Annotated in this window: 25 protein-coding genes and 1 pseudogene; 14 read left to right on the top strand and 12 right to left on the bottom strand. The window is 41.1% G+C overall.

Features of this window, described 5'->3' with window-relative positions:
* Nucleotides 1-75: 75 nt before the first annotated feature.
* Nucleotides 76-1290 (top strand): FG-GAP repeat domain-containing protein, encoded by a 1215-nt coding sequence (locus V7K79_RS14270; RefSeq protein WP_335048569.1) that lies wholly within the window; start codon nucleotides 76-78, stop codon nucleotides 1288-1290.
* Between the two features lie 264 nt (nucleotides 1291-1554).
* Here V7K79_RS14270 and V7K79_RS14265 read toward each other — a convergent pair whose 3' ends face one another.
* From V7K79_RS14265 to cysS, 3 genes are all read right to left on the bottom strand, one after another.
* Nucleotides 1555-2901, bottom strand: a complete 1347-nt coding sequence (locus tag V7K79_RS14265; RefSeq protein ID WP_335048568.1) for a TldD/PmbA family protein — start codon at nucleotides 2899-2901, stop codon at nucleotides 1555-1557.
* A gap of 103 nt (nucleotides 2902-3004) precedes the next feature.
* Complete coding sequence (locus tag V7K79_RS14260; RefSeq protein WP_335048566.1) at nucleotides 3005-4444, bottom strand: TldD/PmbA family protein; 1440 nt, start codon at nucleotides 4442-4444, stop codon at nucleotides 3005-3007.
* A gap of 30 nt (nucleotides 4445-4474) precedes the next feature.
* A complete protein-coding gene (gene cysS / locus V7K79_RS14255) occupies nucleotides 4475-5968 on the bottom strand; it encodes a cysteine--tRNA ligase (RefSeq protein WP_335048564.1) in 1494 nt (497 codons plus the stop codon).
* Nucleotides 5969-6106: 138 nt separating this feature from the next.
* Between cysS and V7K79_RS14250 the strand changes: the two genes are divergently transcribed.
* The 5 genes and pseudogenes from V7K79_RS14250 to V7K79_RS14230 all read left to right on the top strand — a co-directional run bounded on the left by V7K79_RS14250 (nucleotide 6107) and on the right by V7K79_RS14230 (nucleotide 11222).
* Entirely contained in the window at nucleotides 6107-7219 is a 1113-nt protein-coding gene (locus tag V7K79_RS14250; protein WP_335048562.1) for a CobW family GTP-binding protein, read from the top strand.
* A gap of 343 nt (nucleotides 7220-7562) precedes the next feature.
* A pseudogene (gene dtd, locus V7K79_RS14245) lies at nucleotides 7563-8016 on the top strand (D-aminoacyl-tRNA deacylase).
* A gap of 104 nt (nucleotides 8017-8120) precedes the next feature.
* Nucleotides 8121-8462 (top strand): photosystem II reaction center protein Psb28, encoded by a 342-nt coding sequence (psb28, locus tag V7K79_RS14240; RefSeq protein WP_335048561.1) that lies wholly within the window; start codon nucleotides 8121-8123, stop codon nucleotides 8460-8462.
* Between the two features lie 376 nt (nucleotides 8463-8838).
* A complete protein-coding gene (locus V7K79_RS14235) occupies nucleotides 8839-9348 on the top strand; it encodes a MogA/MoaB family molybdenum cofactor biosynthesis protein (RefSeq protein WP_442938930.1) in 510 nt (169 codons plus the stop codon).
* 119 nt (nucleotides 9349-9467) lie between these two features.
* Nucleotides 9468-11222 carry a sensor domain-containing diguanylate cyclase gene (locus V7K79_RS14230; protein WP_442938929.1) on the top strand — a complete coding sequence of 585 codons (1755 nt, stop codon included), beginning with the start codon at nucleotides 9468-9470 and terminating at the stop codon, nucleotides 11220-11222.
* A gap of 285 nt (nucleotides 11223-11507) precedes the next feature.
* Here the strand turns inward: V7K79_RS14230 and mraY are convergent, their stop codons facing one another.
* Together mraY and V7K79_RS14220 are read right to left on the bottom strand one after the other, a co-directional pair.
* On the bottom strand, nucleotides 11508-12599 hold the full coding sequence (mraY, locus tag V7K79_RS14225) for a phospho-N-acetylmuramoyl-pentapeptide-transferase (protein WP_335048557.1): 1092 nt from the start codon (nucleotides 12597-12599) through the stop codon (nucleotides 11508-11510).
* A 79-nt stretch (nucleotides 12600-12678) separates the two neighbouring features.
* Nucleotides 12679-12921, bottom strand: a complete 243-nt coding sequence (locus V7K79_RS14220; RefSeq protein WP_335048555.1) for a DUF3134 domain-containing protein — start codon at nucleotides 12919-12921, stop codon at nucleotides 12679-12681.
* A 242-nt stretch (nucleotides 12922-13163) separates the two neighbouring features.
* On the opposite strand from V7K79_RS14220, the gene V7K79_RS14215 reads away from it, so the two are divergent.
* Nucleotides 13164-13748 carry a PAP/fibrillin family protein gene (locus V7K79_RS14215; RefSeq protein ID WP_335048553.1) on the top strand — a complete coding sequence of 195 codons (585 nt, stop codon included), beginning with the start codon at nucleotides 13164-13166 and terminating at the stop codon, nucleotides 13746-13748.
* A 112-nt stretch (nucleotides 13749-13860) separates the two neighbouring features.
* On the opposite strand, the gene V7K79_RS14210 is transcribed toward V7K79_RS14215, so the two are convergent.
* On the bottom strand, nucleotides 13861-14109 hold the full coding sequence (locus V7K79_RS14210) for a hypothetical protein (protein WP_335048551.1): 249 nt from the start codon (nucleotides 14107-14109) through the stop codon (nucleotides 13861-13863).
* Between the two features lie 85 nt (nucleotides 14110-14194).
* Here V7K79_RS14210 and V7K79_RS14205 point away from each other — a divergent pair, with 85 nt between their 5' ends.
* From V7K79_RS14205 to V7K79_RS14195, 3 genes are all read left to right on the top strand, one after another.
* Nucleotides 14195-14410 carry a photosystem I reaction center subunit IV gene (locus V7K79_RS14205; protein ID WP_094349537.1) on the top strand — a complete coding sequence of 72 codons (216 nt, stop codon included), beginning with the start codon at nucleotides 14195-14197 and terminating at the stop codon, nucleotides 14408-14410.
* Between the two features lie 252 nt (nucleotides 14411-14662).
* A complete protein-coding gene (locus tag V7K79_RS14200) occupies nucleotides 14663-15535 on the top strand; it encodes a DNA-formamidopyrimidine glycosylase (RefSeq protein ID WP_335048549.1) in 873 nt (290 codons plus the stop codon).
* A gap of 86 nt (nucleotides 15536-15621) precedes the next feature.
* Entirely contained in the window at nucleotides 15622-15837 is a 216-nt protein-coding gene (locus V7K79_RS14195; RefSeq protein WP_104907474.1) for an NAD(P)H-quinone oxidoreductase subunit O, read from the top strand.
* Nucleotides 15838-16094: 257 nt separating this feature from the next.
* On the opposite strand, the gene V7K79_RS14190 is transcribed toward V7K79_RS14195, so the two are convergent.
* Nucleotides 16095-16427 carry a translation initiation factor gene (locus V7K79_RS14190; protein ID WP_335048547.1) on the bottom strand — a complete coding sequence of 111 codons (333 nt, stop codon included), beginning with the start codon at nucleotides 16425-16427 and terminating at the stop codon, nucleotides 16095-16097.
* Between the two features lie 95 nt (nucleotides 16428-16522).
* Nucleotides 16523-17005 (bottom strand): hypothetical protein, encoded by a 483-nt coding sequence (locus tag V7K79_RS14185; protein WP_335048545.1) that lies wholly within the window; start codon nucleotides 17003-17005, stop codon nucleotides 16523-16525.
* Nucleotides 17006-17344: 339 nt separating this feature from the next.
* Between V7K79_RS14185 and V7K79_RS14180 the strand changes: the two genes are divergently transcribed.
* The 3 genes from V7K79_RS14180 (at nucleotide 17345) to V7K79_RS14170 (ending at nucleotide 21508) form a co-directional block, all read left to right on the top strand.
* Nucleotides 17345-18001 carry a hypothetical protein gene (locus tag V7K79_RS14180; RefSeq protein ID WP_335048544.1) on the top strand — a complete coding sequence of 219 codons (657 nt, stop codon included), beginning with the start codon at nucleotides 17345-17347 and terminating at the stop codon, nucleotides 17999-18001.
* Nucleotides 18002-18115: 114 nt separating this feature from the next.
* Nucleotides 18116-19918, top strand: coding sequence for a P-loop NTPase fold protein (locus V7K79_RS14175; protein WP_335048542.1), 1803 nt, complete (start codon nucleotides 18116-18118; stop codon nucleotides 19916-19918).
* Nucleotides 19919-20041: 123 nt separating this feature from the next.
* Nucleotides 20042-21508: a DUF1802 family protein gene (locus V7K79_RS14170; RefSeq protein WP_335048540.1), complete on the top strand. Its 1467-nt coding sequence runs from the start codon at nucleotides 20042-20044 to the stop codon at nucleotides 21506-21508.
* Between the two features lie 50 nt (nucleotides 21509-21558).
* On the opposite strand, the gene V7K79_RS14165 is transcribed toward V7K79_RS14170, so the two are convergent.
* Entirely contained in the window at nucleotides 21559-21687 is a 129-nt protein-coding gene (locus V7K79_RS14165; RefSeq protein WP_335048538.1) for a hypothetical protein, read from the bottom strand.
* Nucleotides 21688-22173: 486 nt separating this feature from the next.
* Between V7K79_RS14165 and V7K79_RS14160 the strand changes: the two genes are divergently transcribed.
* A complete protein-coding gene (locus V7K79_RS14160; RefSeq protein WP_335048536.1) occupies nucleotides 22174-22833 on the top strand; it encodes a Nif11-like leader peptide family natural product precursor in 660 nt (219 codons plus the stop codon).
* A 203-nt stretch (nucleotides 22834-23036) separates the two neighbouring features.
* Here the strand turns inward: V7K79_RS14160 and V7K79_RS14155 are convergent, their stop codons facing one another.
* From V7K79_RS14155 to V7K79_RS14145, 3 genes are all read right to left on the bottom strand, one after another.
* Nucleotides 23037-24623 carry a glucose-6-phosphate isomerase gene (locus tag V7K79_RS14155; protein WP_335048535.1) on the bottom strand — a complete coding sequence of 529 codons (1587 nt, stop codon included), beginning with the start codon at nucleotides 24621-24623 and terminating at the stop codon, nucleotides 23037-23039.
* 112 nt (nucleotides 24624-24735) lie between these two features.
* The gene (locus V7K79_RS14150) at nucleotides 24736-24993 is read right to left on the bottom strand and encodes a cytotoxic translational repressor of toxin-antitoxin stability system (protein ID WP_099102182.1); all 258 of its coding nucleotides are present in this window, start codon (nucleotides 24991-24993) and stop codon (nucleotides 24736-24738) included.
* A gap of 62 nt (nucleotides 24994-25055) precedes the next feature.
* Nucleotides 25056-25253 (bottom strand): hypothetical protein, encoded by a 198-nt coding sequence (locus V7K79_RS14145; RefSeq protein ID WP_334845889.1) that lies wholly within the window; start codon nucleotides 25251-25253, stop codon nucleotides 25056-25058.
* Nucleotides 25254-25433: the final 180 nt, after the last annotated feature.

Below are 25433 nucleotides of genomic sequence, written 5' to 3'. Positions count from 1 at the left end.
CTGAAAGCAAAACTGAATGCTAAATAGGTACGTGGTTTTACCACGCCTAATATGATTGATTAAAGGAGCATTATAATGAGTACTTTCGGTCCGATATTTGTTGCTCAGGACAATAATTTTACTGTGGTTGATGGCGGATGGACTAGCTTTGACCAATATCCACGTCAGCTTGGTGATATCAACGGCGATGGTCGCGATGATATTGTCGGTTTTGGAAATAGTGATGTCTACGCCGCTCTAGGTCAAAGCAATGGCACTTTCGGTCCGATATTTGTCGCTCAGAACAATAATTTTACTGTGGTTGATGGCGGATGGACTAGCTTTGACCAATATCCACGTCAGCTTGGTGATGTCAACGGCGACGGTCGCGATGATATTGTCGGTTTTGGAAATAGTGATGTCTACGTCTCTCTAGGTAGAAGCAATGGTACTTTCGGTCCGATATTTGTCGCTCAGAACAATAATTTTACTGTGGTTGATGGCGGATGGACTAGCTTTAACCAATATCCACGTCAGCTTGGTGATGTCAATGGCGATGGTCGCGATGATATTGTCGGTTTTGGAAATAGTGATGTCTACGTCGCTCTAGGTCAAAGTGATGGCACTTTCGGTTCGATATTTGTCGCTCAGAACAATAATTTTACTGTCGTTGATGGCGGATGGACTAGCTTTAACCAATATCCACGTCAGCTTGGTGATGTCAATGGCGATGGTCGCGATGATATTGTCGGTTTTGGAAATAGTGATGTCTACGTCGCTCTAGGTCAAAGTGATGGCACTTTCGGTTCGATATTTGTCGCTCAGAACAATAATTTTACTGTCGTTGATGGCGGATGGACTAGCTTTAACCAATATCCACGTCAGCTTGGTGATGTCAATGGCGATGGTCGCGATGATATTGTCGGTTTTGGAAATAGTGATGTCTACGTCTCTTTAGGTCAAAGTGATGGCACTTTCGGTTCGATATTTGTCGCTCAGGACAATAATTTTACTGTTGTTGATGGCGGATGGAGTAGCTTTAACCAATATCCACGCCAGCTTGCTGATATCAACGGCGACGGTCTCGATGATATTGTCGGTTTTGGAAATAATGATGTCTACGCCGCTCTAGGTCAAACCAATGGTACTTTCGGTGCGATATTTGTCGCTCAAAGCGATAATTTTTCTGTGGTTGATGGCGGATGGACTAGTTTTAACCAATATCCGCGTCAACTTGGCGATATCAACGGCGATGGTCGCAATGATATTGTTGGTTTTGGAAATGCTGATGTCTATGTCGCTCTAGCTTAATAGGATGACACTTCTCATAAGTAATAGTTTGTTTGTCATTGGCTCCGATATCACTTCCCCGTTAGGGTAGATTTCTAGGTTCTATCGCGCTCTTTATGCTCAAGTGACTTACACTATTATTAAATACCAAGCTGGAAAACTGTAAAACCCTTTTTGCATGAGGATAACAGGTTTAAAAAAGCATGGATTTAATATTAGGAACCATAAAGGGAGCGATAGAGCCTATTTCTATCTGTTGGCTTTTGATTTCCTCTCAGCACATAATTACAAAGTATATGTAAAATCTTTCACCAGCATACCGGGAACTAAACTACCTCCTAACTGGCGACTTTCATAAGTACCTACTTCGGGAATGAATTCTTGAAAATCAGTCAAATCTACTAGGTTTTCTCCCCAGAAACGATAGAGACTTTCATCAAAACGTAAGTTTTCAATTGGGGCAATAATCTCTCCGTTTTCTACCCAAAAACAAGCATAACGAGTCATACCTGTGATTCTACCAGTATGGCGATCGCTCCAATTCAAGTAATGCAAATTAGATACATATAATCCTGTATCTAAACTGGGAAAAATCTGCTCAAATATTAAATTTCCCGGACTCACTTCTGGCGCTCGTAAAGTCTCTGAACCATTAGCACCGTTGGCAATTTTTTGATATTCTTTGGCAGTGCGAGAATTCACCAGAGTATTTAGCAAATATCCTTTTTCTATTACAGGTAACTCCGGTGCTGCCATTTCTCCTAATTCATTAAATCGCGGCACTAATCCTCGCTGAAAATTTTCTTTCAAACTAAATCTTAGAGAAAGTTGTTTTTCTTGACGCGATAAAGCAGCTAAAGCACTGTTTCCTTGTTGGATATCAGCTTCGCTTACCGCTCCCCAAGAAAGCATTACTAATAAATCTGCAACAGCAGCAGGTGCAAAATAAGTTTTGTATTGTCCCCGTGGCAATTCTTTCGCTGGGTGAGAAAGCAATTCGAGTTGCTTTTTAGCTTCGTTAATTTTGGCTATATATGCAGATTTATCCCAATCGCTCCCGGCAAACGTCCCTTTAACTGCTTGTCCAGATGGGGAAAAGAGAGAATAATCTAAGGTAAAAGAATCAGTAGCAAACCAGTGTTTTTGACCGCTAGAATCACCATAAGCTTTAATTACCATTCCCCCTGCATATATTCCTGTAAAATCCAATTCGGCAACTAGTTCTAGCACAGTTGAGACTACTGCCTCAGCCGCCAATAAATTTCCAGAATGAATTTCTCTACTGATATTATTTCCTGATGGTAAAACTAAATATGGATCGATGGGTAGTAGAATAAGTTCGTCACGTAGTTCTTGCAAAGCACTATATGCTAACTGCCAGTCTACCTCCCAATTTCCAGTAAAGGGAAACTGCCGAACACTGTTGCGCTGATCTTGCATTAAAGTCAGTTCTATCCAACCATCAGCAACACAACCAGTTTGTCGCACTTTCGCATGATTGAAACGAGTAAATTGACTTATTTCACTGCTGAGTCTCACAGTGAATTGCTCATTTTCTGCTTTTTTGTTCAGAAGAGTTTCAATCAGTTGATTAAAGCTGACTTCTAACGCAGATAATTCCTCAATTTTCATCGATAGTAAATATAAATAGGGAATAAAAAGGGGGGAAAGTTAGGAGTTAAGAGTTGAAGAATCTCAGTAATTAAAAACTCATAACCCCTGTATTTACACTTTTTCAAGTTCCTCCACCAAAAACTTCGACATTAGCAAATACACAAACAGATGAACCGTGTCCTACCCAAATGGCCTGATTTGGTTCTCCTTTACCACAATAAGGAGTACCATACATTTGCCAGTTTGTGGCATCTCCGACTTTAATTAAACTATGCCAAAACTCTGGTGTTGTGGCGCGATAGTTAGGATTACGAAGGGTTTTTGTAAGTTTGCCATTTTCAATTAATTTAGCGTACTCACAACCAAATTGGAATTTGTAGCGGCGATCGTCAATTGACCAAGAACGGTTAGATTCCATGTAAACGCCGTGTTGTATCTCGCCAAGAATGTCTTCAAAAGTGCCGTTTAAAGGCTCTAAATTCAAGTTCCCCATGCGATCGATCGCGGGTCGATTCCATGAGGAAGCACGGGCACAAGCAACTCCTGCTACACCAGCTCTTGCTTGACTCTCTAAACTGCCTAAACCCCGTTGGAGTAAACCTTCTTTAACCAAATATTCCTTTGTTGCTACAGCACCCGTATCATCAAAGCCATAGCTAGCAAATTCACCAGGCACAGTAGGATCAAAGCTAATGTTCATCAGTGGCGAACCATATACTAGGTTGCCAAAATCACTTTTATTAACGAAGCTGCCCCCAGCATAGTTACGCTCATCTCCTAAAATTCGGTCAATTTCTAGGGGATGCCCGACACTTTCATGGATTTGCAGCATCATCTGGTCTGGGGCTAAAACTAAATTGGTACGGGTGGTTGGGCATTCTTCTGCTGTCAAGAGTTCTATTGCTTGTTCGCCTATTAGCCGCACCCGATGCCATAAGTTTTCTTGTTTTAAGAGTTCGAGTCCGCCTTGGTAACAGTTTGCTTGCAAACCGTTGCTGCTGCGCTGCTGTACAACCGCTCCATCTTGGGCAGTGGCTTTGTAATTAGTGCTTATAGATAGTATTTTTTGATAAACTTCTGAGCCATTGCTGCTGACAAACCAAGATTCTCTCTCAGTGGTGCTGGCACTGGCTATGGTTTGCACAATTTTGTCGTCAACTTTCAGCGTTTGGCAAATACGAATCAGTAAATCGTTGATTTCTCCCGGACTCAGAGCATCCAATGGCTCAAGAAATGGAGATTTATATTCACCAACAACTTTAGGGCGCTCAGTTTCACGGAAGGGATGTATCCACCATTCACTGGCTGCTAGTGCCTGTTTATAGGCTGTTTGAGCAGCAGCTTGTAGGGAAGACAATTCTAGAGAGTTAGTAGCTGCATAACCCAGACAGCCATTGACTAAAACTTCCAGCATGGCTCCGATAGTGAAGGATTTGCCGTTTAGTTGGGGTAAGGCGTCACGGACTAAACGGGTAGTAGAAGTTTCCTTTACGGCTCTAATACCAATCCAATCAGCGGAAATATCGAAACTAGCGATCGCTTTTTTGAGTTCAGACCACATAACTTAATTCAAAATTCAAAATTAATGAAGTTAATTCCGATGCCAGCGCGTGCCATCACGGCTATCAATTAGCGTAATACCTTCTGCTTGGAGTTCGTCACGAATGCGATCGCTTTCAGCAAAATTCTTGCCTTTACGTGCTTCTTGCCTTTGCTGAATTCGCGTTTCAATTTCTGCATCACTTAAACCATCACTAGTGTGAGTTTCTGTTTCTATCTTGGCTTCCAAACCCAAAACTCCAGCCAATGTGACAAGAGTTTGCCATTGACGCTTTAATTCATCTGGTGAAGTTTCAGTTTTCCCTTCATGCACAAGAATATTTCCCTGACGGCGCAGTTCTTTGGCTAATTCAAACAGCACTGTTAACCCACCAGGAAAATTAAAGTCGTTATTTACAACTTCTTGGAAGCGTTCAATATAAAGATCGGTTACTGGGTATTGGGTACTGGGTATTGAAATATTCTCAGTCCCTAGCCCCCAGTCCCCAGTCCCGAAATCCCAGCCTAGTTTTTTGCCGTATTGGTAGCCGAAGAGTAAACCTTCTTTAATGGTGTGCCAACCGTTGGTTGCTGCGGCGATCGCTTCATCGGTAAAATCTATAGGTGTACGATATTGAGCAGTCAACACGAATAACCGCACTGCCATCGGGTCAACTCCTCGATCCAGCAATTCTCGAATAGTGATAAAGTTGCCCAAAGATTTGGACATTTTTTCACCATCTACCTTTACCATGCCGTTATGCAGCCAGTAATGCGCCAGGGGTTTTCCTGTCACAGCCTCAGATTGGGCAATTTCGTTTTCATGGTGGGGAAAAATTAAGTCAGCACCACCAGCATGAATATCTATGGTATCACCCAAGCGATCGCGCACCATTGCCGAGCATTCTATATGCCATCCTGGACGACCTGCGCCCCAAGGTGATTCCCAAGCAGGTTCTCCTGGTCTTGCTGCTTTCCACAAAGCAAAATCAAAGGGGTCTTTCTTTTTCTGATATTCTGGATCTTCTACGTTGACGCGATCGCTCGCTCCGGCTTGCATATCTTCTAACTTGCGTCCCGAAAGTTTGCCATATTCAGAAAACTTTCGTACTGGATAATACACATCACCATCAGCAGGGTAGGCAAAACCCTTATTTTCTAACTCATGAATTAACCGTTGAATGCCATTCATCGTGTGAGTAGCGCGGGGATACTCATCGGCTTCTTTAATCCCCAGTCGCGCCATATCCTCAAAATATGCTTTGATAAAGCGATCGGCTACAGCCTCCATTGATGAATGTTCAACACAGGCTCGATTAAGAATCTTGTCATCAATATCGGTAAAATTTTGGATATATCGCACTTCATAGCCGATAAACTGGAGGTATCGGCGTACTACGTCCCAAACGATGCAAGCTCTAGCATGACCCAAATGGCAGTAGTCATATACCGTCACACCGCAGTAATACATCTTAACCTTGCCTGCAACGAGAGTTTCAAACGGTTCTTGACGACGGGTGAGGGTATTGTAAAGGGTTAGGGTCATAACAGGAGTAATGCTGAAATAGAGAGATACGTGATAATAGAGTAAAGCAGCTGGGATGACAGTCCAGCATCCCTATGCTAGTGTTTTCTGGACTATCTGCGCTACATTACTATTTTTTGATTATTTGATAACAGCGCTATGCAATCAGCAGTTACACCCGATCAAGCAATGGATACGCCCAAACAAGGAATGCCAGTAACAATTATTACGGGTTTCCTCGGTAGTGGCAAAACGACTTTACTCAATCATATCCTCAACAACCAACAGGGTTTGAAAACCGCTGTTCTCGTAAATGAATTTGGCGAAATTGGCATCGACAACGAGCTAATTGTTTCCACTGGTGAGACTATGGTGGAACTAAATAATGGTTGTATATGCTGCACTATTAATAATGATTTAGTAGATGCAGTTTACAAAGTTTTAGAACGCCAAGAAAATTTAGATTATCTAGTAGTGGAAACAACTGGATTGGCAGATCCGCTACCAGTAGCTTTAACATTTCTGGGTACAGAATTGCGGGATTTAACCCGGTTAGATTCAATTATTACCGTGGTAGATGCGGCTAATTACAGCCTAGATTTATTTAACTCTGAAGCAGCATACAGCCAGATTGCCTATGGCGATGTCATTGTGCTGAATAAGGCAGATTTGGTTGATGAAGCCACTTTGAACGAGTTAGAAACAAAAATTAACGAAGTTAAGGAAGGATCAAGAATTATCCGCACTACGCGATCGCAAGTGCCACTTCCTTTAATTCTGAGTGTTGGTCTGTTTGAGTCTGATAAATATTTTGACACAGTGGTGGATGAACACGACCATCACGACCATCACGATCATCACGACCACGATCATGACCACTCAACATGTGGTCACGATCATCACGATCATGAACATGACCATCACGATCATCACCATCATTCTGACCATTTAGAAAATGATGGTTTTACTTCCATATCTTTCCAGAGTGACAAGCCTTTTTCTATTAGGAAGTTTCAGTATTTCTTAGATAACCAGCTACCCTCAAATATCTTCCGAGCGAAGGGGATTATGTGGTTTGATGAAAGTCCGAAGCGTCATATTTTCCACCTTTGTGGTAAACGCTTCACCCTGGATGATGATGAATGGAAAGGTCAATTTAAAAACCAACTAGTGCTAATTGGTCAAAATTTGGATCGTGAAGCTTTAATTAGTCAACTCGAAAAATGCATTTGTCTACCTTCAACCTCTCGCGGTAAAGGCTTTGGCAAATAAAAGTTAGGAGTAGAGAGGCGATTAATTACATCTGTATAGGAGTTAACTATTACGCCGTAAGTCCCCCACTGAATTTGGTACTCCGAATCAGTGGAGGGATATAAGGCGCGAAAGTGTCCCACCGGGGAGTATCCCCGGTGGGACACTTTCGCGGTTGATGCATTCCTAATGGCTCTGCGATCAATGCAAGGAACTTACAAACGTTATCAAACATTAAGAGATTTTATTAGGTGGTAGGTGTTCATTGTTTCTATATTTAATTTGCGGTTTAAAAATGCCACGCTCAATAGCTGGTAGTAGACATTACTTTAAAATTGAAACATTAATGAACATTTAGATAAAAATGCGCGTTGTTATCCAGCGAGTCAAATCATCTCAAGTTACAGTTAATGGTGAAATTGTCGGCAAAATTGGGCGGGGGCTAAATTTGCTCGTCGGTATAGCCAATACCGATACTGATGCTGAAATCGACTGGATGGTGCGTAAGTGCTTAGAGTTGCGGCTGTTTCCTGACGAAGCAGGAGACGATCGCTGGCAAAAATCTGTACAAGAAATTGGCGGCGATTTGTTAGTAGTCAGTCAGTTTACGCTTTACGGTGACTGCCTTTAAAGGTCGCCGTCCTTCTTTTGACCGTTCAGCTGCTCCCCAATCAGCAGCAGATTTGTATAATCGTTTTGTTACCAAATTAAAAGCTAGCGGTTTGTTGGTGGAAACAGGTCAATTTGGTGCAATGATGGATGTTACAATTGAAAATGAAGGGCCAGTAACTTTGTTACTTGAAAAAGAAGCAATTTAAGTATATACACTAAAAAGATGAATAACAGTAGCCTCTAGACCGTGGTGTTCTAATTGATGAGAGAATATTAAATTAACCATCACAAAAGTTTAAATTCATCGATCATGACGAAAATCCAGTTTTCTAGAGGTCTTGACGAAGAGGTAATTCCAGATGTGCGCTTGACGCGATCGCGCACTGGCGAGAGTGGTACAGCGACGTTTATTTTCACGAATCCGAAAATTTTAGATCAAGGTACTACCGAAGATATTACCGGGATGTACTTGATTGACGAAGAAGGCGAGATAATTACCCGTGAAGTTAAAGCAAAATTTATTAACGGGAAACCAGAAGCATTAGAAGCACTTTACGTGATGAAATCTCCCCAAGAATGGGATCGCTTTATGCGCTTCATGGAGCGGTATGCTGAAGAAAACGATCTGGGATTGAGCAAAAATGAGGCATAGGGGAGCCAGTGCGTTGCGGTGAATCCAGCGTTGTAGGCGGGTTTCCCGCCGTAGGCGACTGGTGAACCCGAAGGGAGGTTCCCGACGCTCGAGTACTCGCTAATGCTGCGCTATCCGTTGTTCGCGCAGCGTCTCCGGTAAGGAGAAGCAACTGGTGTCATAGGACATAGGGCATTGGTAATTGTCATGTTCAATAGACCTCTTGCAAAAGTTACTTTTGCAAGAGGTGGGAAAAGGGGAAAGGTTAAAGGGGAAAGATTTTTTATTCCTTTTCCCTTTCCCCCTTACCCTTTTCCCTAGTTCTGCAAGAAGTCCAATGAATACGCCATTTACCATGCCCAATTATCTATTATTAAAAGTTCACGAGTGACATATAATGCCACAACCCCATCCAGACTCGCCTGGAGTTTTAGTAACTTGTGCTGTAGTTACTGTCAGCGATACACGCACTTTTGAAACAGATAAAAGTGGCCAGCTAATTCAGCAGTTACTCCTTGGTGCTAACCATGCTGTAAAAGCCTATACAATTATTAAAGATGAACCAACACAAATTCAAAAGCAGATAGAAAATCTAGGTAAAAGCTCAAATTTGAATGCTGTAATTTGCAGTGGTGGTACAGGCATTGCACCAAGAGATACTACTTATGATGCCATTGAGAAGTTACTGGAGAAAACTTTGCCGGGATTTGGTGAGTTATTCCGTTTTTTAAGTTATCAAGAAATTGGTTCGCGGGCGATCGCTTCTCGCGCTGTTGCTGGTGTCTATCAAAATAAATTAATCTTCTCACTTCCTGGTTCTAGTAATGCTGTGCGCCTAGCAATGGAAAAATTGATTTTACCCGAACTCACTCACTTGGTAAGTCAGGTTTGTAAGGAAGTGAAATAATCAGCAGTTCAGACGGACGACGTACTAATATCATTCTAATATCATCCTTTGTACACATGGATATTGAAGCTACCAAGAGATAATTATAGTTAAACAAATAAGATGTTGATATCAAGTTAATGATAGAGTTTAGTTATTGGAATTGCATAATTGCTCACGGCATTACTGCATTTTCATACTTTAGTATCCCTACAGTAATAGGGGTTTTCTTTGCCAAAACTAAGGCAACTATCCCTTCTAAGTTTTGGTTAGCATTTTTCTTATCAGGTGGATTCGTACTATTTTGCGGATTTCATCACCTTCTGGCGGTCTTTGAGCCACATAAATCAGTGTCTGTGCTGCACTTAGGCGTACTCGATCTAACGGCATTTATTTCCTTGTCTGCCTTACTCTACTTGATACCAACCGCTTATCAAATTGTAGAGGCGATCGCCAGATATCAAGAAGATACCTGCGAACTTCAATGTAGGCAGCAGATACAATGGCTATTTTTAGATCAGGGCCCGTTTGGAGCTTATATCAAAGATGACCAATCTAGAGTGCTTTACTACAACCAGGAGCTACAGTCTAGATTTTCGTTAGATCCACAAGAATGGGTGGGGAAAAGAAATAGTGAATTCTTCCCGGATCCAGAAGAGGGGCGGCAGATAATGGAAAACGATCAAATCGTTTTGAAGACTCTACGCCCCTTGAAGCTGATTGAAGAGGTAAAGATGCCTGGTAACGATCAGCCGTGCTACTGGCTATCGTTTAAGTTTCCATTTAGCGATTATGCAACGGGCGCTTGGCGCATTGGTGGAATCAGTATCGATATTACAGAATCTATAAAAACACAGCGATCGCTCACTGACATAAATCGGCAGCTAGAAGAAAAAACACTGAAATTAGAGGTAAAAAAAGGGGAACTTATATATCTTTCAGATATGGCGGATATGCTTTATTCCTGCGAGTCTGAAGATGAGGTCTATCAAGTGGTTGCTTTAACCTGTTCCAAGCTTTTTCCTAATATGAGTGGTTGTATCAATATAATTGCTGATTCTAAAAATTATGTTCAGATGAAGAGTACTTGGGGACCCAAAATAAGCAGTAAAGAAGTATTTTCACTATCTGAATGTTGGGCATTGCGGAGAGGCAAATTAAACCTTTCATCATCTTGTAATGCAGGACTGATATGCAGTCATTTAATACCACCTGTTAGTGGCGTACATTTATGTGTTCCATTGTTTGGAAAAAGCGAAGTAACTGGCATTTTACACATCTATACCCTTGAAGAAATCAACTCAGAAGATCAGCAAATTGCTGAGATTATTGCTAGATATTTAGCCTTTACACTAAATAATCTGTCGATAAAACAACGTCTAACTTATGAGAACTTGCGGGATGGGATGACCCAACTATTTAATCAAAACTATATGCAAACCATAACGGAACAAAGGCTAGCGGAGGCTGAACGGTCGGGACAACCTCTTAGTGTTATTTTCATTGATATCGATGACTTCAAATCTTACAATTCGCACTATGGACATTTGACTGCCAACATTGTTCTCCAGGAATTAGCAAAATTGCTGTTAAAATCTATTCGCTCCTTTGACATTGCTTGCAGATGGGGTGGTGAAGAATTTGTAATTGTGATGCCTAATATGACGCTAGAAGCGCTTAGAAAGCGAGTAGAACAATTAAGGTTAGATGTTGAACAAATGCAATTGAAGGACGGCGATCAGATCCTCGAAAGTATCACTGCTTCTTTTGGAATAGCTGTATCAGAACCAGGGATTACGGTTAAGGATTTTCTTAATCGGGCAAATCAAGCGATGCTTGAGGCAAAGCGAACAGGAAAGAATCGAGTCAGGGAATATGTAAATACCTATAATTGAAGAATAAAGAATTCAGAACACTGCAAGCGGTTAAACAATTGCGCATCTGTTGGTATAGCAAGAGGCAGAAGGCAGGAGACAGGAGGCAGGAGGTAGAACTATTACTATTCCTAGCATTGACGCTTGTCATTATGTCCTAACCTATGTGACTACGGCTATATAAAAATCAAAAGCTTATAAATTTACCTATAAATAAACAACTCCCTGAAGATGTGGGAGCTGTTTTTTATATTCAAGCAGTTTTTAAAACATTTAGAATGGAGCGATGCCTGCGGCGGACTGCGCCTACGCTAAACAAATTGCAGCCAAAATCGCAGCGATTATATAAAATACTGCCACTACTTGCAATTCTGACCAGCCAGTAAGTTCTAAATGATGGTGTAAGGGTGCCATTTTGAAGAGACGTTTGCCTTTGCCATCGGGGCCCTTCGTGGCTTTGTAATAACTTACCTGTGCCATCACCGAAAGGGTTTCTATAAAGAAGATACCACTGAGAATAAACAGACTTACTAAGGTGTTTGTCAATAGTGCTACAGCAGCTAAAGCTCCTCCCAGTGCAAGGGAACCAGTATCTCCCATGAAAACGCGAGCTGGGTTACGATTATGGGCTAAGAAACCTAAGCACCCACCACTTAAAGCAGCACAAAAAACCATCAACCCTGGTGCTGTAGGTGCGACTAAAGCACCTAATGCCAAAAGTGCGATCGCAACTGTTCCTGCTGCCAAGCCATCAATACCATCTGTTAAATTAGTCGCATTACTTTCTGCAACTAGTACAAAACCTGCCAAAGGCCAAAATAGAAATCCTAAAGGTAATGTGAAGCTCACCCAAGGCAAAGCAATATTTGTAATATTAGAAGGTTGATTAAACATCAGCCATAGACAAAACATAGCCGCAAAACTCACCTGCAAAGCCAGTTTTGTTCCGGGAGATATACCTTTATTTGATTTACGGCGCAGAATTTGCCAATCGTCAAGCCAGCCAATCAATCCGTAGCTGATTGTCAAAGCCGAAACTGCAAGTACCTCTTTAGAAAAGTTAGACAATATACAAGCAAGCAGCACAGATACAGGTATAAAAAATATACCGCCCATTGTGGGAGTGCCTGCCTTTTTGAGATGAGCTTGAGGCCCATCTTCGCGAATTATTTGTCCAGTTTTGAGTGTTTGAAGTAAAGGTATTACCCAATAGCCTGCAACACCTGAACCAAGCGCACACAACAGTAGTGGCAGGGTTAACGACGTACTTTGCCAGGGTAGCCTGTTGGCCATCGAATCCAAGAAAAATGCTGTTGTACCTAACCCAATGGCTAATAAAGAGGCTAGCGCGATTCCAGAAATATTTAATCCTTGCTCAGGAGATAGTTTAGCGTCCACAGAAGTTTCCCTTCACTCCACACTTATAAAATTGAATATCAGTAGCTAGGGATACTACCAAGTCCCTAACCTTAAAAGGCTAATCCTCGGCGATTCCTATATCATCATCTTCATCATCATCGAGGTCGTAGCCAATTCCATCTTCTACACTCATTAAGGAGTCTATTCCTTCTTCGTCAGCTTGAAAATCCGGTTCGTGAACGTCACGCGCGATGATGCGACCGTTATTTTGTAACCAGTCCGACAAAGAGGACTCTGGCTTTAGGGGGATGACATTGGCTCGCTGGTTACGGGGTTCCTCACGTAATGGAGAGTTCAACATATCAAAGAAGACAAGAAAAGGTTTACGTAAGTTGACATTTAGAGTCTATCACTTGACACGGATTAATTTAGTTATCTTTTCAACCCTTTGGTTGATAAATCCGTATTCAGATAGAAATTTTTTATTTAGTAGGCATAAGGCTTAAGTCAAGCGATTCTTAGTAATTTTTATGGTTCTACACATAGGTTATGAATATCTTGTTTATGCTGATGGAAAGTGACTGATTTTAGAGGTGACAGGCGATGATGCCAAAAGCGGCTCTTATAAATGCGATCGCACTTACTAATCGCGGTCTAGTAGCGACCGAAGAACAGAAACAGACTATCTTAATCGCGATCGCCAACTTAGAAGACTTTAATCCTACACCCCGTCCGGTGGAAGCTAGTAATTTGCTAGATGGCAATTGGCGATTACTATACACCAATAGCAAGGCTCTTTTAAACTTAGATCGTTTACCTTTGTGCAAACTAGGTCAAATCTATCAGTGTATTCGGGTAGAGACAACCAGTGTTTACAACATAGCTGAGATTTATGGCTTACCTTATTTAGAAGGGTTAGTCAGCGTTGCTGCTAAATTTGAGCCAGTTTCGGGTCGGCGTGTTCAAGTGAAATTTGAGCGTTCTATTATTGGTTTACAACGTTTAATAGAATACAATTCTCCGGTAACTTTTATCCAACAAATTGAAGCAGGTAGAAAATTTCCCGGAATTGATGTTGCTATAAACAGTGACAAACAGCAAGGCTGGTTAGATATCACTTATATAGATAACGACCTGCGGATCGGCAGAGGTAATGAGGGAAGTGTGTTTGTCTTAACTAAAACATAAGCTGTTACAAAATAACTGTTTGCGAACGAAGGTACGCTATTATGTGTGCCTTGTCAAGTAGTATCTAATACAATTTTAAATTTGGGTTAGGGAGATAAGGAACAAAGAATAACTAATATTCAATCCTCTCCCCATTTCCCCAGTCCCCAGTCTCCATTTCCCCAGTCCCCAGTCCCCAGTCTCCATTTCCCCAGTCCCCAGTCCCCAGTCCCCAGTCTCCATTTCCCCAGTCTCCATTTCCCCAGTCTCCATTTCCCCAGTCTCCATTTCCCCAGTCTCCATTTCCCCAGTCTCCATTTCCCCAGTCCCCAGTCCCCAGTCCCCAGTCCCCAGTCCCCAATTCAGACAAATAACTTAACAAAGACTCTTGCTGCGACCTTGAGGTTGTAGAGTGAAATCAATTAGCCCTCTAGATTGGCGATTGATAACTAAAAGGGAAAATAATCATGGTTCAACGTGGTTCTAAAGTACGTATTCTCCGCCCTGAATCCTACTGGTTTCAGGATTTAGGAACTGTGGCTTCCATCGACCAAAGCGGCATCAAATACCCAGTAATTGTCCGCTTTGAGAAGGTAAATTACTCTGGTATCAATACCAACAACTTTGCCCAGGATGAATTAGTCGAGGTTGAAGCACCAAAGGCTAAAGCACCGAAAAAATAGCAGCAAAGCTACAAGGGGGTTGTTTGATGCGATGATGAAGGGAAGTCTTAAAGTCTGAAGTATGAAGTCTGAAAATTTCAGTTCATTCATTCTTTGTTTAAGCCTACCCTAATCTATGAAAAGCCGCCCTGCGGGTATTTACGGTTTATTTTGGGTAGTAATACACTCATTTAAGGGTATATAAATTACTACCCCATCTTTTCTTCCTCGATTCCTCAAATAAATCACAATTGCCTGCTTAACTCAGCTTGAATGCCTGAACTGCCTGAAGTTGAAACAGTCCGAAAAGGTCTAAATCAATTGACCCTCAACCAAGAAATCATCGGCGGAGATGTGTTGCTAGATCGCACCATCGCTTATCCGTTTTCTATTGGTGAATTTGTTGATGGAATTGAAAAAAATGCGATCGCTACTTGGCATCGTCGCGGTAAGTATCTCCTTGCCGAACTCTCCTCATCTTTCCCTTCATCAACCAGTTGGCTAGGAGTTCATCTGCGAATGACCGGTCAATTACTATGGCTGCATCGAGATGAACCATTACACAAGCACACGCGAGTTAGATTATTCTTTGGAGAACAGCAGGAATTACGCTTTGTCGATCAGCGAACCTTCGGTAAAATATGGTGGGTTCCTCCTGGTGTTGCTGTAGAAAGTATTATGACTGGTTTGGTAAAACTGGCAGCAGATCCATTTTCACCCGAATTCACTGTTGAATATCTAGCAAGCAAACTCCAAAACCGCCGCCGTCCAATTAAGACTGCGCTACTAGATCAATCGGTGGTGGCAGGATTAGGTAACATCTATGCCGATGAAGCATTGTTTAAGAGTGGAATTTTACCTGAAACTTTGTGTATAGATTTGCAGCTAAAGCAAATTGAGCGTTTGCGAACAGCCATCATTCAAGTTTTAGAAACTAGCATTGAGGCTGGTGGTACAACATTTAGTAATTTCTTAAATGTCAAAGGTACTAACGGCAATTATGGTGGTGTAGCCTGGGTTTATAACCGCGCTGGAGAACCCTGTCGAGTTTGTGGTACATCAATTCAACGGATTAGGTTAGCTGGGCGTTCGAGTCATTTTTGCTCCGAGTGTCAAACGTTACGAGGAGTTAGGAGACGCGATTAATCGCGTCTTTACAAGAGTTAGGAATTCTAACTCGAAACTCTTTTAAAATGCAGGTGAAAGACGTTACAAATTTGAGAGAGGAACTTATGGCAGTCAAAAAAGGAGATATGGTTCGCGCTGTGCGCGAAAAACTAGAAAACAGTCTGGAGGCTAAAGCCAGTGATCCTCGCTTTCCTTCTTATTTGTTTGAAAGCAAGGGCGAAATTGTAGATATCAAAGGTGATTACGCCCTGATAAAGTTTGGGAAAGTGCCAACACCTAATATTTGGTTACGTGTAGATCAACTCGAAGAGTTTAAATAAGTAAAAAGAATTCAGGAGTCAGAATTCAGAATTCAGCATTTATTCTGACTCCTGAATTTTTGTTGATAAAATCGCATTTTATCTGCAAAAATAAGGCAGTAGGATTAGAACCTACTGCCTTATTTTTTATTCTGAAATTTATCACCCTATAAATCAAATCTGTAAATCCCCCTGTAAACCTCTCCCCTTGAAGAGAAGAGGCTTTAAATTTTCTCCTTTTTTCGGTATAGAAGGAGGCTGGAGGGTTGGGTGTTGCGTTAACGGCGGGAATCCTGATCTGCGGGGTCGCCGTAGGGATCTTCACTGGCTGGGCGAACGTTACCAAACTCCCCTGTGTCTGCGGGGTCGCCGTAAGGGTCTTCGCTAGCTGGACGAACATTACCGTAAGACGAGATATCTCCGGGGTCGCCGTAGGGGTCTTCACTAGCTGGGCGAACATTGCCGTAAGATGCCGTATCTGCGGGGTCACCGTAGGGATCTTCGCTGGCTGGACGGACATTGCGATCGCGGAATTCGGCATCTTGATCGGCTTGATCGCTGTTCGACCCCAAAAGCAAATCTTTCGCCTTTCGGAAAAATTCATCTACCATAATCTGTCTCCTGATTTAAGTTCGTGTTTCCGACGTGCGCGATCGGCGTTATCCTCCGGGAAACCCGCTTTCTTATTTACACACGCTTCGCTGATTTAGAGTGCTGGTGCTGCGGATGAAGTTAGACCAGAGAGATCGCGACCTGTAGAGCTCCGGTTATAGCCTTGAAATTCCCGATACTTTTGTGCTTCAGATTCCGGCACTCGAATTCCTTCAGATGGTGCTGTTACCCAGTGAGCGCGATGTTCAGCATCACGGTAATATACACGCCCATTCTTGGATAGATAGTACTTACCTTGCGCTCCTTCTTGTGAAGCATTCTTATGTTGGTTGTAGAGGTAATAAAGTCCCGCAGCACCTGCCAAAAGTGCCACTTTTTGTCCTGTACCCAATCCCTTCTTCGCTTCGGTTTGGCGATCGCTCACTGTTCTACCGGCGGTATCATCAACAGGTGGTGGAACTGAAGCGTTTTTAGAACCGCCTCCGCAGCTACTCAGCAAGGGCACCATTAGCAATGCCGAAAGCAGCACTGCAAATAGACGCGAAACTATTTTACGTTCTTTATATATTGTGTTCATCGGATTCCTTCATCACCTGTATTTGCTAAAAGCCTTGCTGTTGCAAAAACCAAGTTGGAAATCCTGTTATTTCGCCTGGGATTGAAAAAACATATTCCACTTAATTTGTAACTGCACTAGCTACAGCGTTTAACTGTTATGGTCATCGATTTTTGCAAGTCTTGCATCCTGCCTTTGAGAGAAACTCCATTCATCCCAAGGAAATATATTGTTGATTTTTGATTAATCAATTTAGCCCAAATGCCGAAATATTCAGCAATTTCTCGGTTATTTTTTCTAGGTAAATAAATTAAAAAGATACAGTTACCATGATGCTCTTTGTCAAAAAATACACTCAATATGACATCAAAAAATACAGTCCAAATTAGTACACGTCTCCTTTTGGCTTTGTGGGATTTGGGAGGAACGCAGCAGGAAGTTAAGAAGGGTCAACTGACTAAGCGAATTGTATCCAAAAGCCAGAAGGTAGCAGATTATCAGGGTTTACTAGAGGAATTACAGAATCAGGGTGCGATCGCAATCTCCAAAAAAGGATATTCTCTGACATCTCCCAAAGGTTTAAAGGTATTGGGTGAGGGTTTGAGAAGTGGCGAGTTTAAATTTGAAGGGACGATTGTCGGTACTTGGGCGGCGAATGCGTTGTTGAAGTGGATTAGTCAGATTGATGTGGCGGTAACTGGTGCAGATGTACCAGTTAATGGAAAGGGTGCGATCGCATCTTACGACAATTTTAAATCAGTGACGTTGGAAGTTTACGACAAGTTGAACCAAAACTACAACTTAGACGATCTGGTGCCAATTTATCGGCTCAGAAGAGAAATAGGGGATCGGGTAAGTCGTGAAGATTTCAACGAGTGGCTACTAAAAATGCAAGAGAAAGACATTTTGCAACTTCAAGGCGGTAGCTTATCAGACAGCGACCCAGACAAATTGGAAGACTCCATAACTACCCCAGTAAGCGGGTTACGCTGCTATGCAAAGCGTTTAAACTCATAAATCTATTTTTAGGTTGCTCCTTGCACATAGTTAAACCCCAATTAGATGTCGTGCAGCTTACAAATACTGAGCAATTCAACATCTACCATCCAAAATTAACCTCACCCTAAATCCATGTCTAACGACAACGGCCTAATTAATGCCATTAAAAGTCACAACCCATTCGACAGACCTTTAGTAGTTAGAAGTCAAGATATTTGGGTAACAGGTTTTCCTGATGTTCCCTCCTTAAATGCCCATGCCTCAGATGCTGTTTTTGATGCCATTGAGAGAGTTCGCGCCAAACAACAATCCGTCATAGGCATTACCATCAAGGCTGAAAGAGGACTAGGCAAAAGCCATCTTATCAGTCGAATTCGCCGCCAACTTCAGACTGATGGTAGTGCTTTATTTGTCTATACGAGCGAGATTAACGATTTAAATCGAATTAAAGCTGAATTTTTACGAAATTTAGCAAATAGCCTCAAACACATTGGTAGCCAGGGGATGAGCCAGTGGAGGGAATTAGCAACTGCTATTTTCAATGAAGCTTACAACAAAGCTTTTACACCTGATGAGATGGTTCATCATTTTTCCGAAGTCTTAAAAGTAAATTCTAAGGTAGTTGAGCATTGGACAGATAGAGTACTGGGAATTAAGCATGACATTGAAAACCCTGACATTATCGCTGCAATTTTATGGACACTCTCCTCTAATCCATCTGAGGAGCGTTACGCTATAAACTGGCTTGCTGGTCAAGAATTACCACAGTCAAGAGCTGATGCATTAGGTCTAGCAAACACCAGCCCCCAGGATAGAGAAGCGCAAGCCTTCAGCACAGTTCGTCAAATTCTGGACTTAATTAGTGATTACAAACCAATAGTCATTTGTTTTGACGAATTAGAAAGTATCCTAATGTGTAATGATGCAGGATACACGGCATCACAAGTTACTGCTATTTTAGCCAAAGACTTATACGACAAGATTAAACGGGGTGTTTTTATAACGGCTATGTTTCCTCAGACTTGGACTAAGCAAATAAGAGGCTTAGAAGAGGCTGAATCAGTTACAGATCGGATTGCTCAAAAGAGTATTGAGTTAACTTATCTCAAATCGGAAGATGTTATCACCTTAGTTTCCCAGTGGTTGAGAGATTTTTATGACCAACAGGGAGTAACATCTCCTAATTCAGTTTATCCTTTTGACGAAGGTAAGCTGAAAGAACTGGGAAAAGAAAGACCAATGGTAAGAAAAGTGTTGCAGTGGTGTAAGGAAAACTGGAGTGAACCTACTGAATTCACACCACTATCACACCCAGTAGAATCTGCTTACAAGAAAGAACTGGCAGCCATTGAAAGTAAGATACAAGATGACATTGAGGATAAAACTAAAGTTGCTAATGCTCTGCGATTCAGCTTTTCTACCTTAGTTGGACAAGTTTTAGAAAAAGTCCAAATTACAGAAATCGCAGATGTTAAAGCTCGTAGTGTAGATCAAGGATATATCAATTTTAAAATTGTTGGTCAGGAAAACGGAAATATTGTAAAAATTGGAGTAGCTATTCTTCAAGGAGTTAGTGGTAGGTTCCTACAGGCTGGATTGAAACGCTTAATCGAATACAAAGAGTTTGATTTAACTCGTGGCTGCTTAATTTGTTCTAAAAAGATTAGTGGTGGCACTAAAGCAAAACAGTATTTAGATATACTTTTGTCACCTCAATTAGGTGGAGAATGGGTATTATTAAAAATTGAAGAACTTAAGCCGATTTTAGCAATTAATTCTGTTATAAAAGCACAAAATGATTATGAATTAACTGAAGCAGAAATCATTGATTTTGCCCGACAAAATAGGATAATACTCGACAATAATCTCATCCATGAAATTCTTAGCAATCCATCTGGTGAAATTCCTAAAGATGCTATTGATGAAGATAATTAAAATGGGTGTATATATATTTTAGTAATAAATTTTCATCAAGCTAGAAGCTTCGGGCTAAACAAACGAAGCCTGCACAGGTTGAATTGGTTTATTTAGCCATAATATCTGGATTTTTCAACAATAATGAATAATTCTGTTGTAATTAATACTGCTATTTGCTTGCCTGCACCAGATATTGAGGCATTAATCCAAGGACGATCAATTGTGGCGATGTCCAAAAATTATATCGTTCCAGAGCGTCAATTTGTCCTTTGTCCAACGGATGCTTCAATTAATGTGCTGCCAGTTGAGCAATACTATCACTCAAATTTTTTGGCTACCGCCGAAATTGCTCTTGCACAAGTAAGTGCTGAAACTATATCACTGAATGCCTGGGTAACGTGTGAAAAGTGTGAACCTCTTCATAATACTGAATCACTGTCTGCTTTATCACCCCTAACAATTTGGACTACAGAAGCGTTACAAGAAATACTAAGGCAACGACATAATATTTTTTTGTTATACTTACGCGTTTATCAGTTGCCTGAACTAATCACACTCTCTATCAAGGCAAATAGCCAGTTTATTTACTTAAAGGAGCCTTCAACTATTTATGAAGCCAAACCTGTATTAAACGATCGCACCTTCGCCCAACGCAAGCATCAACTAGAAAATCGACAGCCATCACTGCATCCTGAATTGGAAGAATTGCAGAATGCGATCGCCTCCCTAACCATTAGCCAACCAGCCGCGAAACAATTAGACGAAGATATCAAAGTATTTTTAGGTTGGAGTAGTGACAAGCTAATTAAGCAAGCCGATCCGAATTTAGCTTGGATAAATGATATTGCAAAATTGGGCGATCGCAGCATCGAACAAGATGAGGGTAAAAGCAACTATCAAGCTGGTACAGATTTTGAAATCATCGCACGCCGTAGCCTTGATTTTTTAGGATTCAAAGTTGAAGAAAACTACAAAGGCGGTGCAGGTGGCTTGGACTTATTTTGCTCACAACCTTATCCTCTTGTTTGCGAATGTAAAGCAGGAAAAAGCATTCCTGATCGTGCAGTAGAAGAATTAGATAGGATTGGTAGAAGGCATCTAAAAGAAAATTATCTTCAAGCTGTAAGGTTAATTATTGGCCCAGGTAAACCGACTAAAAATTTGAAAGAATCTGCTGAGATATCTAAAATTAGTATTATAAATGTAATGACTCTACAAAAGCTAGTTGAATTCAAAGCAAAATATCCAGGTGCTATTAACTTAGTAGAATTACAGCAATATCTACAACCTGGGCAAATTGACTATAAAATTGATGAATATATTGATAAAGCTGAGAAAGAGATTAAATTGCGATCGCAGATAATCACAGCAGTCAAAGAACTCTCTGAACAAGACAACGAAACTTCAAAAGCTACACATCCGAGTTTCACCGTTACAGAAATTCGTGTTCATTATAATGTTACTCATAATCCCAGACTAAATGATGAAGTAGTTCATCATTTAATGATTGAACTTTCCTCGCCCTTAACAGGCTATTTAGGGCGAATTAAAGGTAGTGATTGGAATAGCGATCGCTTTTACTTTCTCCACGATTTACTTATTAATTAAAGATAGTACAATATATCTCTTTTCTTCCCTCTGGGTTATCTGCGTCTTCTCTACGAGACGCTCTTGCTAGCTTGCTTCTCCGTAGGAGTAGGTGGTTCACTTAAAAATAACTGAAGTGCGATCGCGATTCCATTTATTTCAAAGTTAATATGCACAGTCTGATAATTCAATAATTCCATTTTTTAATGCTGCCTTAACTCTATTTACAGGCATATAAAGGCGATCGCTTAAGTATTCTAAGTAATTACACTATATTAAAAGTATTAAAAACTTTTTAAACTTTGACCTTTGTATTTTTTAAAAAATATTAGACAGAGCTTATTTACGTGTAAATACGTAGGTAAAGTTAAAATAACTAAAGTACAAATTACTTTACAGTCTTGCTTCATGAATAATTAATACTATCTATTGACTTAATTTTATTTTATAAGAATCAATATAAATCTTCGTTACAGTCCACTCCAAGGCATTGCAATCTTTCATCTTTTCCTTAGTAGCTACTATTTATGGTTACAAAAATCACAAAAAATTGCATTTTGTTACTGTGTAATATAATTTACACAAATTAAAAAGTTTAGCACTGTCGAAAAAATACATTACACTTACTACACTAGTGTTAATTAGTTATAAACTTCTACCAAGTTTTAAATTTGGCAAGATGACCTATGTATTATCAAATTTGGAATTTTTTTCTTAAAGAAGATAAATACATTTATTGGAAAGAAAAAACAAAAGCTAACAAAAACTTTGACAAAGTTACATGGCAGAAAATTATTGATTTCTTGTCATTAGTAGAGCAAACTTTCCAGTTGAAAAGTCAATTAGCAGAAACTGATAGCCTTGAGCCGTTTCTTAAGTTAGCAACAGAAAACGGTTATAATTTGACCGCAGAAGAACTTGCCTGGTTTTTAATTACGAGAAGACAAATTTGGGATCTTTTTGATTTTGCACAAAAAACACCATCTCTCAAAGAAGAATTGCTAATAGCTAAAGATCCGCAGCAATTCATCGAAATCGCTGCCGAAAATGGCTATTATTTTTCTGCTGATGAGTTAGCTTGGCTGTTAATTGACATCAAATCATCGTCAGATTTAATATCTATTAACAATAGCGTTGGAGAGATTATCACGGTATCAAGCTACGGCAGAATCGAAACAGGATATTGGATTTGGTTAGCAGAATACTGGGGAATTGTGCCACCATTTTGCCATCGGGATAAACCCGGTACTTTATTATGTCAAAATCTCAACAATCCTTTTTTACCCGATCGCTGTTTTTTACCTAAGAGTTACTTTAATCAACGTCTTCTGGCAATTCATAATTAAAATAATTCGTAATTAGGTGAAGGAAGAGAGGAAAGCAATACTTAACCAAGTGGTATTGAGTTATGAAACTTAATTACGAATTAGGAATTATACAGTGAAGCATCCTGAATAGAAGATATATCTTCTATTCAGGATGCTTCACAATAAAAAATTGTTGTTTCAACAACAATTCTGGACAAAATGTGAGATTTAGACTAAAGCTATCAGCTAGGAGAAACGGTCAAACTACCAGGTTTATGAAGATCGCCTTGTAAAACTGCACCCCGTTGATTGGCATGAATGTGACGCAAAATCTTGTAAATTGCCTCAACTTGATCTGATGCGCCTGCTTTCTCGGCGAGTTCGTCCAGGGAAAGGGGAGTTTTTTCTTTTTGTAGCACTGCTATCACTCGTGTTTGTAAATCAAGAATGGAAGCAGCAGCTTTTTTGCCAGCTTCTACGCCTGGTTGATGATAGGCGTTGACGTTGACCAAACTAGCATATAAACCAACAGCACGCTCATACAAAGCAATTAATGCCCCTACAATTCGGGGATTAACTTGGGGAATAGTGACTGTAATCGAATCGCGGTGATTTTCATAAAGCGCTTGTCGGGTTCCTTGGAGAAAACCGGAAAGATAATCGCCTGATGTAACTCCTGGGTCTATTTCAGTCGATGGGCCTTGACGATCTTCTAACACTTCGATGAAGGTAGCAAAGAAGTTCGCTACACCCTCGCGTAACTGCTGGACGTAAGCGTGTTGATCTGTTGAGCCTTTGTTGCCATAAACGGCGATACCTTGATGAACAACGTTGCCGTCTAAGTCTTTCTCCTTGCCCAAGGATTCCATCACTAGCTGTTGTAAATAGCGACTGAATAAAAATAAGCTGTCCTTGTAAGGTAGAACAACCATATCTTTTTCGCCCTTACCATTGCCTGTAAAGTACCAAGACAAAGCAAGCAAGGCTGCTGGGTTATTTTTCACATCTGGGACGCGCGTAGCGTCATCCATTTCTTTTGCACCATCTAGCATAGCGCGAACATCAATGCCCTGTAATGCTGCTGGTACTAGCCCCACAGCAGACATTTCTGAGGTGCGTCCTCCTACCCAGTCATACATCGGAAATCTTTCCAGCCAGCCTTCATCTTTGGCTAGTTTATCGAGGTTGCTATCAACGCTAGTAATAGCTACTGCATACTGGGCAAACTCCAAATTGTGTCCGGCATAGGCTTTTTTGACTTCAATCATGCCGTTGCGGGGTTCCGGTGTTCCCCCAGATTTGGAAATTACCAATACCAAAGTGCTGGCAAGGCTATTTCGGAGATGATTGAGAACGCGATCAATACCTGCGGGATCGTTATTATCGATAAAGTGAATTTTCAGGGGCGGGAAATCAGGAGCGAGAGCTTCCGCGACGAATTGGGGGCCGAGAGCGGAACCACCAATGCCGATGGAGATAATATCCGTGAAGCGGCTTGCTCTGGGAGGATGAATAGCACCTGTTTGGACTTTTTCCGCAAAGGCTTCGATTTGTTCTAGAGTTTGGACTATTTCTTGTGTAAGTTCTGGAGCTGGCGCTAAATCAGGATTTCGCAGCCAGTAGTGTCCAACCATGCGGTTCTCGTCAGGATTTGCGATCGCACCCTTCTCTAGTTGAGCCATATCCGCAAACGCCTTGTCAAACTTCGGCTGCAACGATTCCACGAAGGCATCATCGAACCGTATCCGACTCACGTCTAAGTACAGTCCCAATCCCTCGTGGAAATATAACCAATCTTGGTATCGTTGCCAAAGTGCCCTAGCATCCATAGGGAAATCTCAAATAAAGTGTTTTTCAAAAACCAGTTTAATGTAAGGTTATAGCGATCCCTGCCTAGCCTTATACAGTTTACAGTTTTAAGTGTTCCCTTACCTCTTGACTTTAAACATCTGGCATAGGGATGACACGCAAAAATTTCACAATTTCACCTCTAATTTCTATACCAATCAGATAATTGTCTAGGGTGAAGCGATGAAAAATGCCTTCACTATCAAGCTGTCGCAATTCTTTTAAATCAGTCAGTTGCCACTTTTGGGCTAACTCAATAAAAACAAAATCATGCACCCGCTCGTAGGCGGCAGGTTCTAAATTCTTCAGGTCTAGCAAAAAAGACCTGGCATAGCGCATTTCCAGACTCACTGGGCGTTACCTTCACCAAAACTTGAGGGGCCACTGGCAAAAGAGAAGAAAGCGCTGCTGAATCAGAAAAACATCAACAGTCTTACTGCTTCTTCATGGGTTAAGATATCCCACGGTTGCTGCGATCGCTTGACTTTTTGTATGGCTTTAAGCATATAAAAGTCATAATGTAAACCTTCAAGAACGTTCCAAATGTCTTGCAAATCGTCATCACCTAACTGCTCTATTAAGTGATGCATTCTAAGTCGCAGCAAATTCATACGCCAATTATTCCCTACCAGCAAATACCAACAATAAATAGTATTCCCATAAAATTAGCTCCGCTCAAGCTACGCTAAAATTTATTCGCCAAGCGTTGAGGGCAAAGGGGCAGGGGAGACAAAGGTAAAAGGGGATAAGGTGACTAAAGTTAGAACTTCCAACAAGTCTTTCCCTTCCTC

The organism is Nostoc sp., assembly GCF_036917575.1.
In the GTDB taxonomy this organism is placed as follows: Bacteria; Cyanobacteriota; Cyanobacteriia; order Cyanobacteriales; family Nostocaceae; genus Nostoc.
The sequence above is the reverse complement of the archived record's forward strand: the minus strand, read 5'-3'. Positions and strand labels throughout refer to the sequence as shown.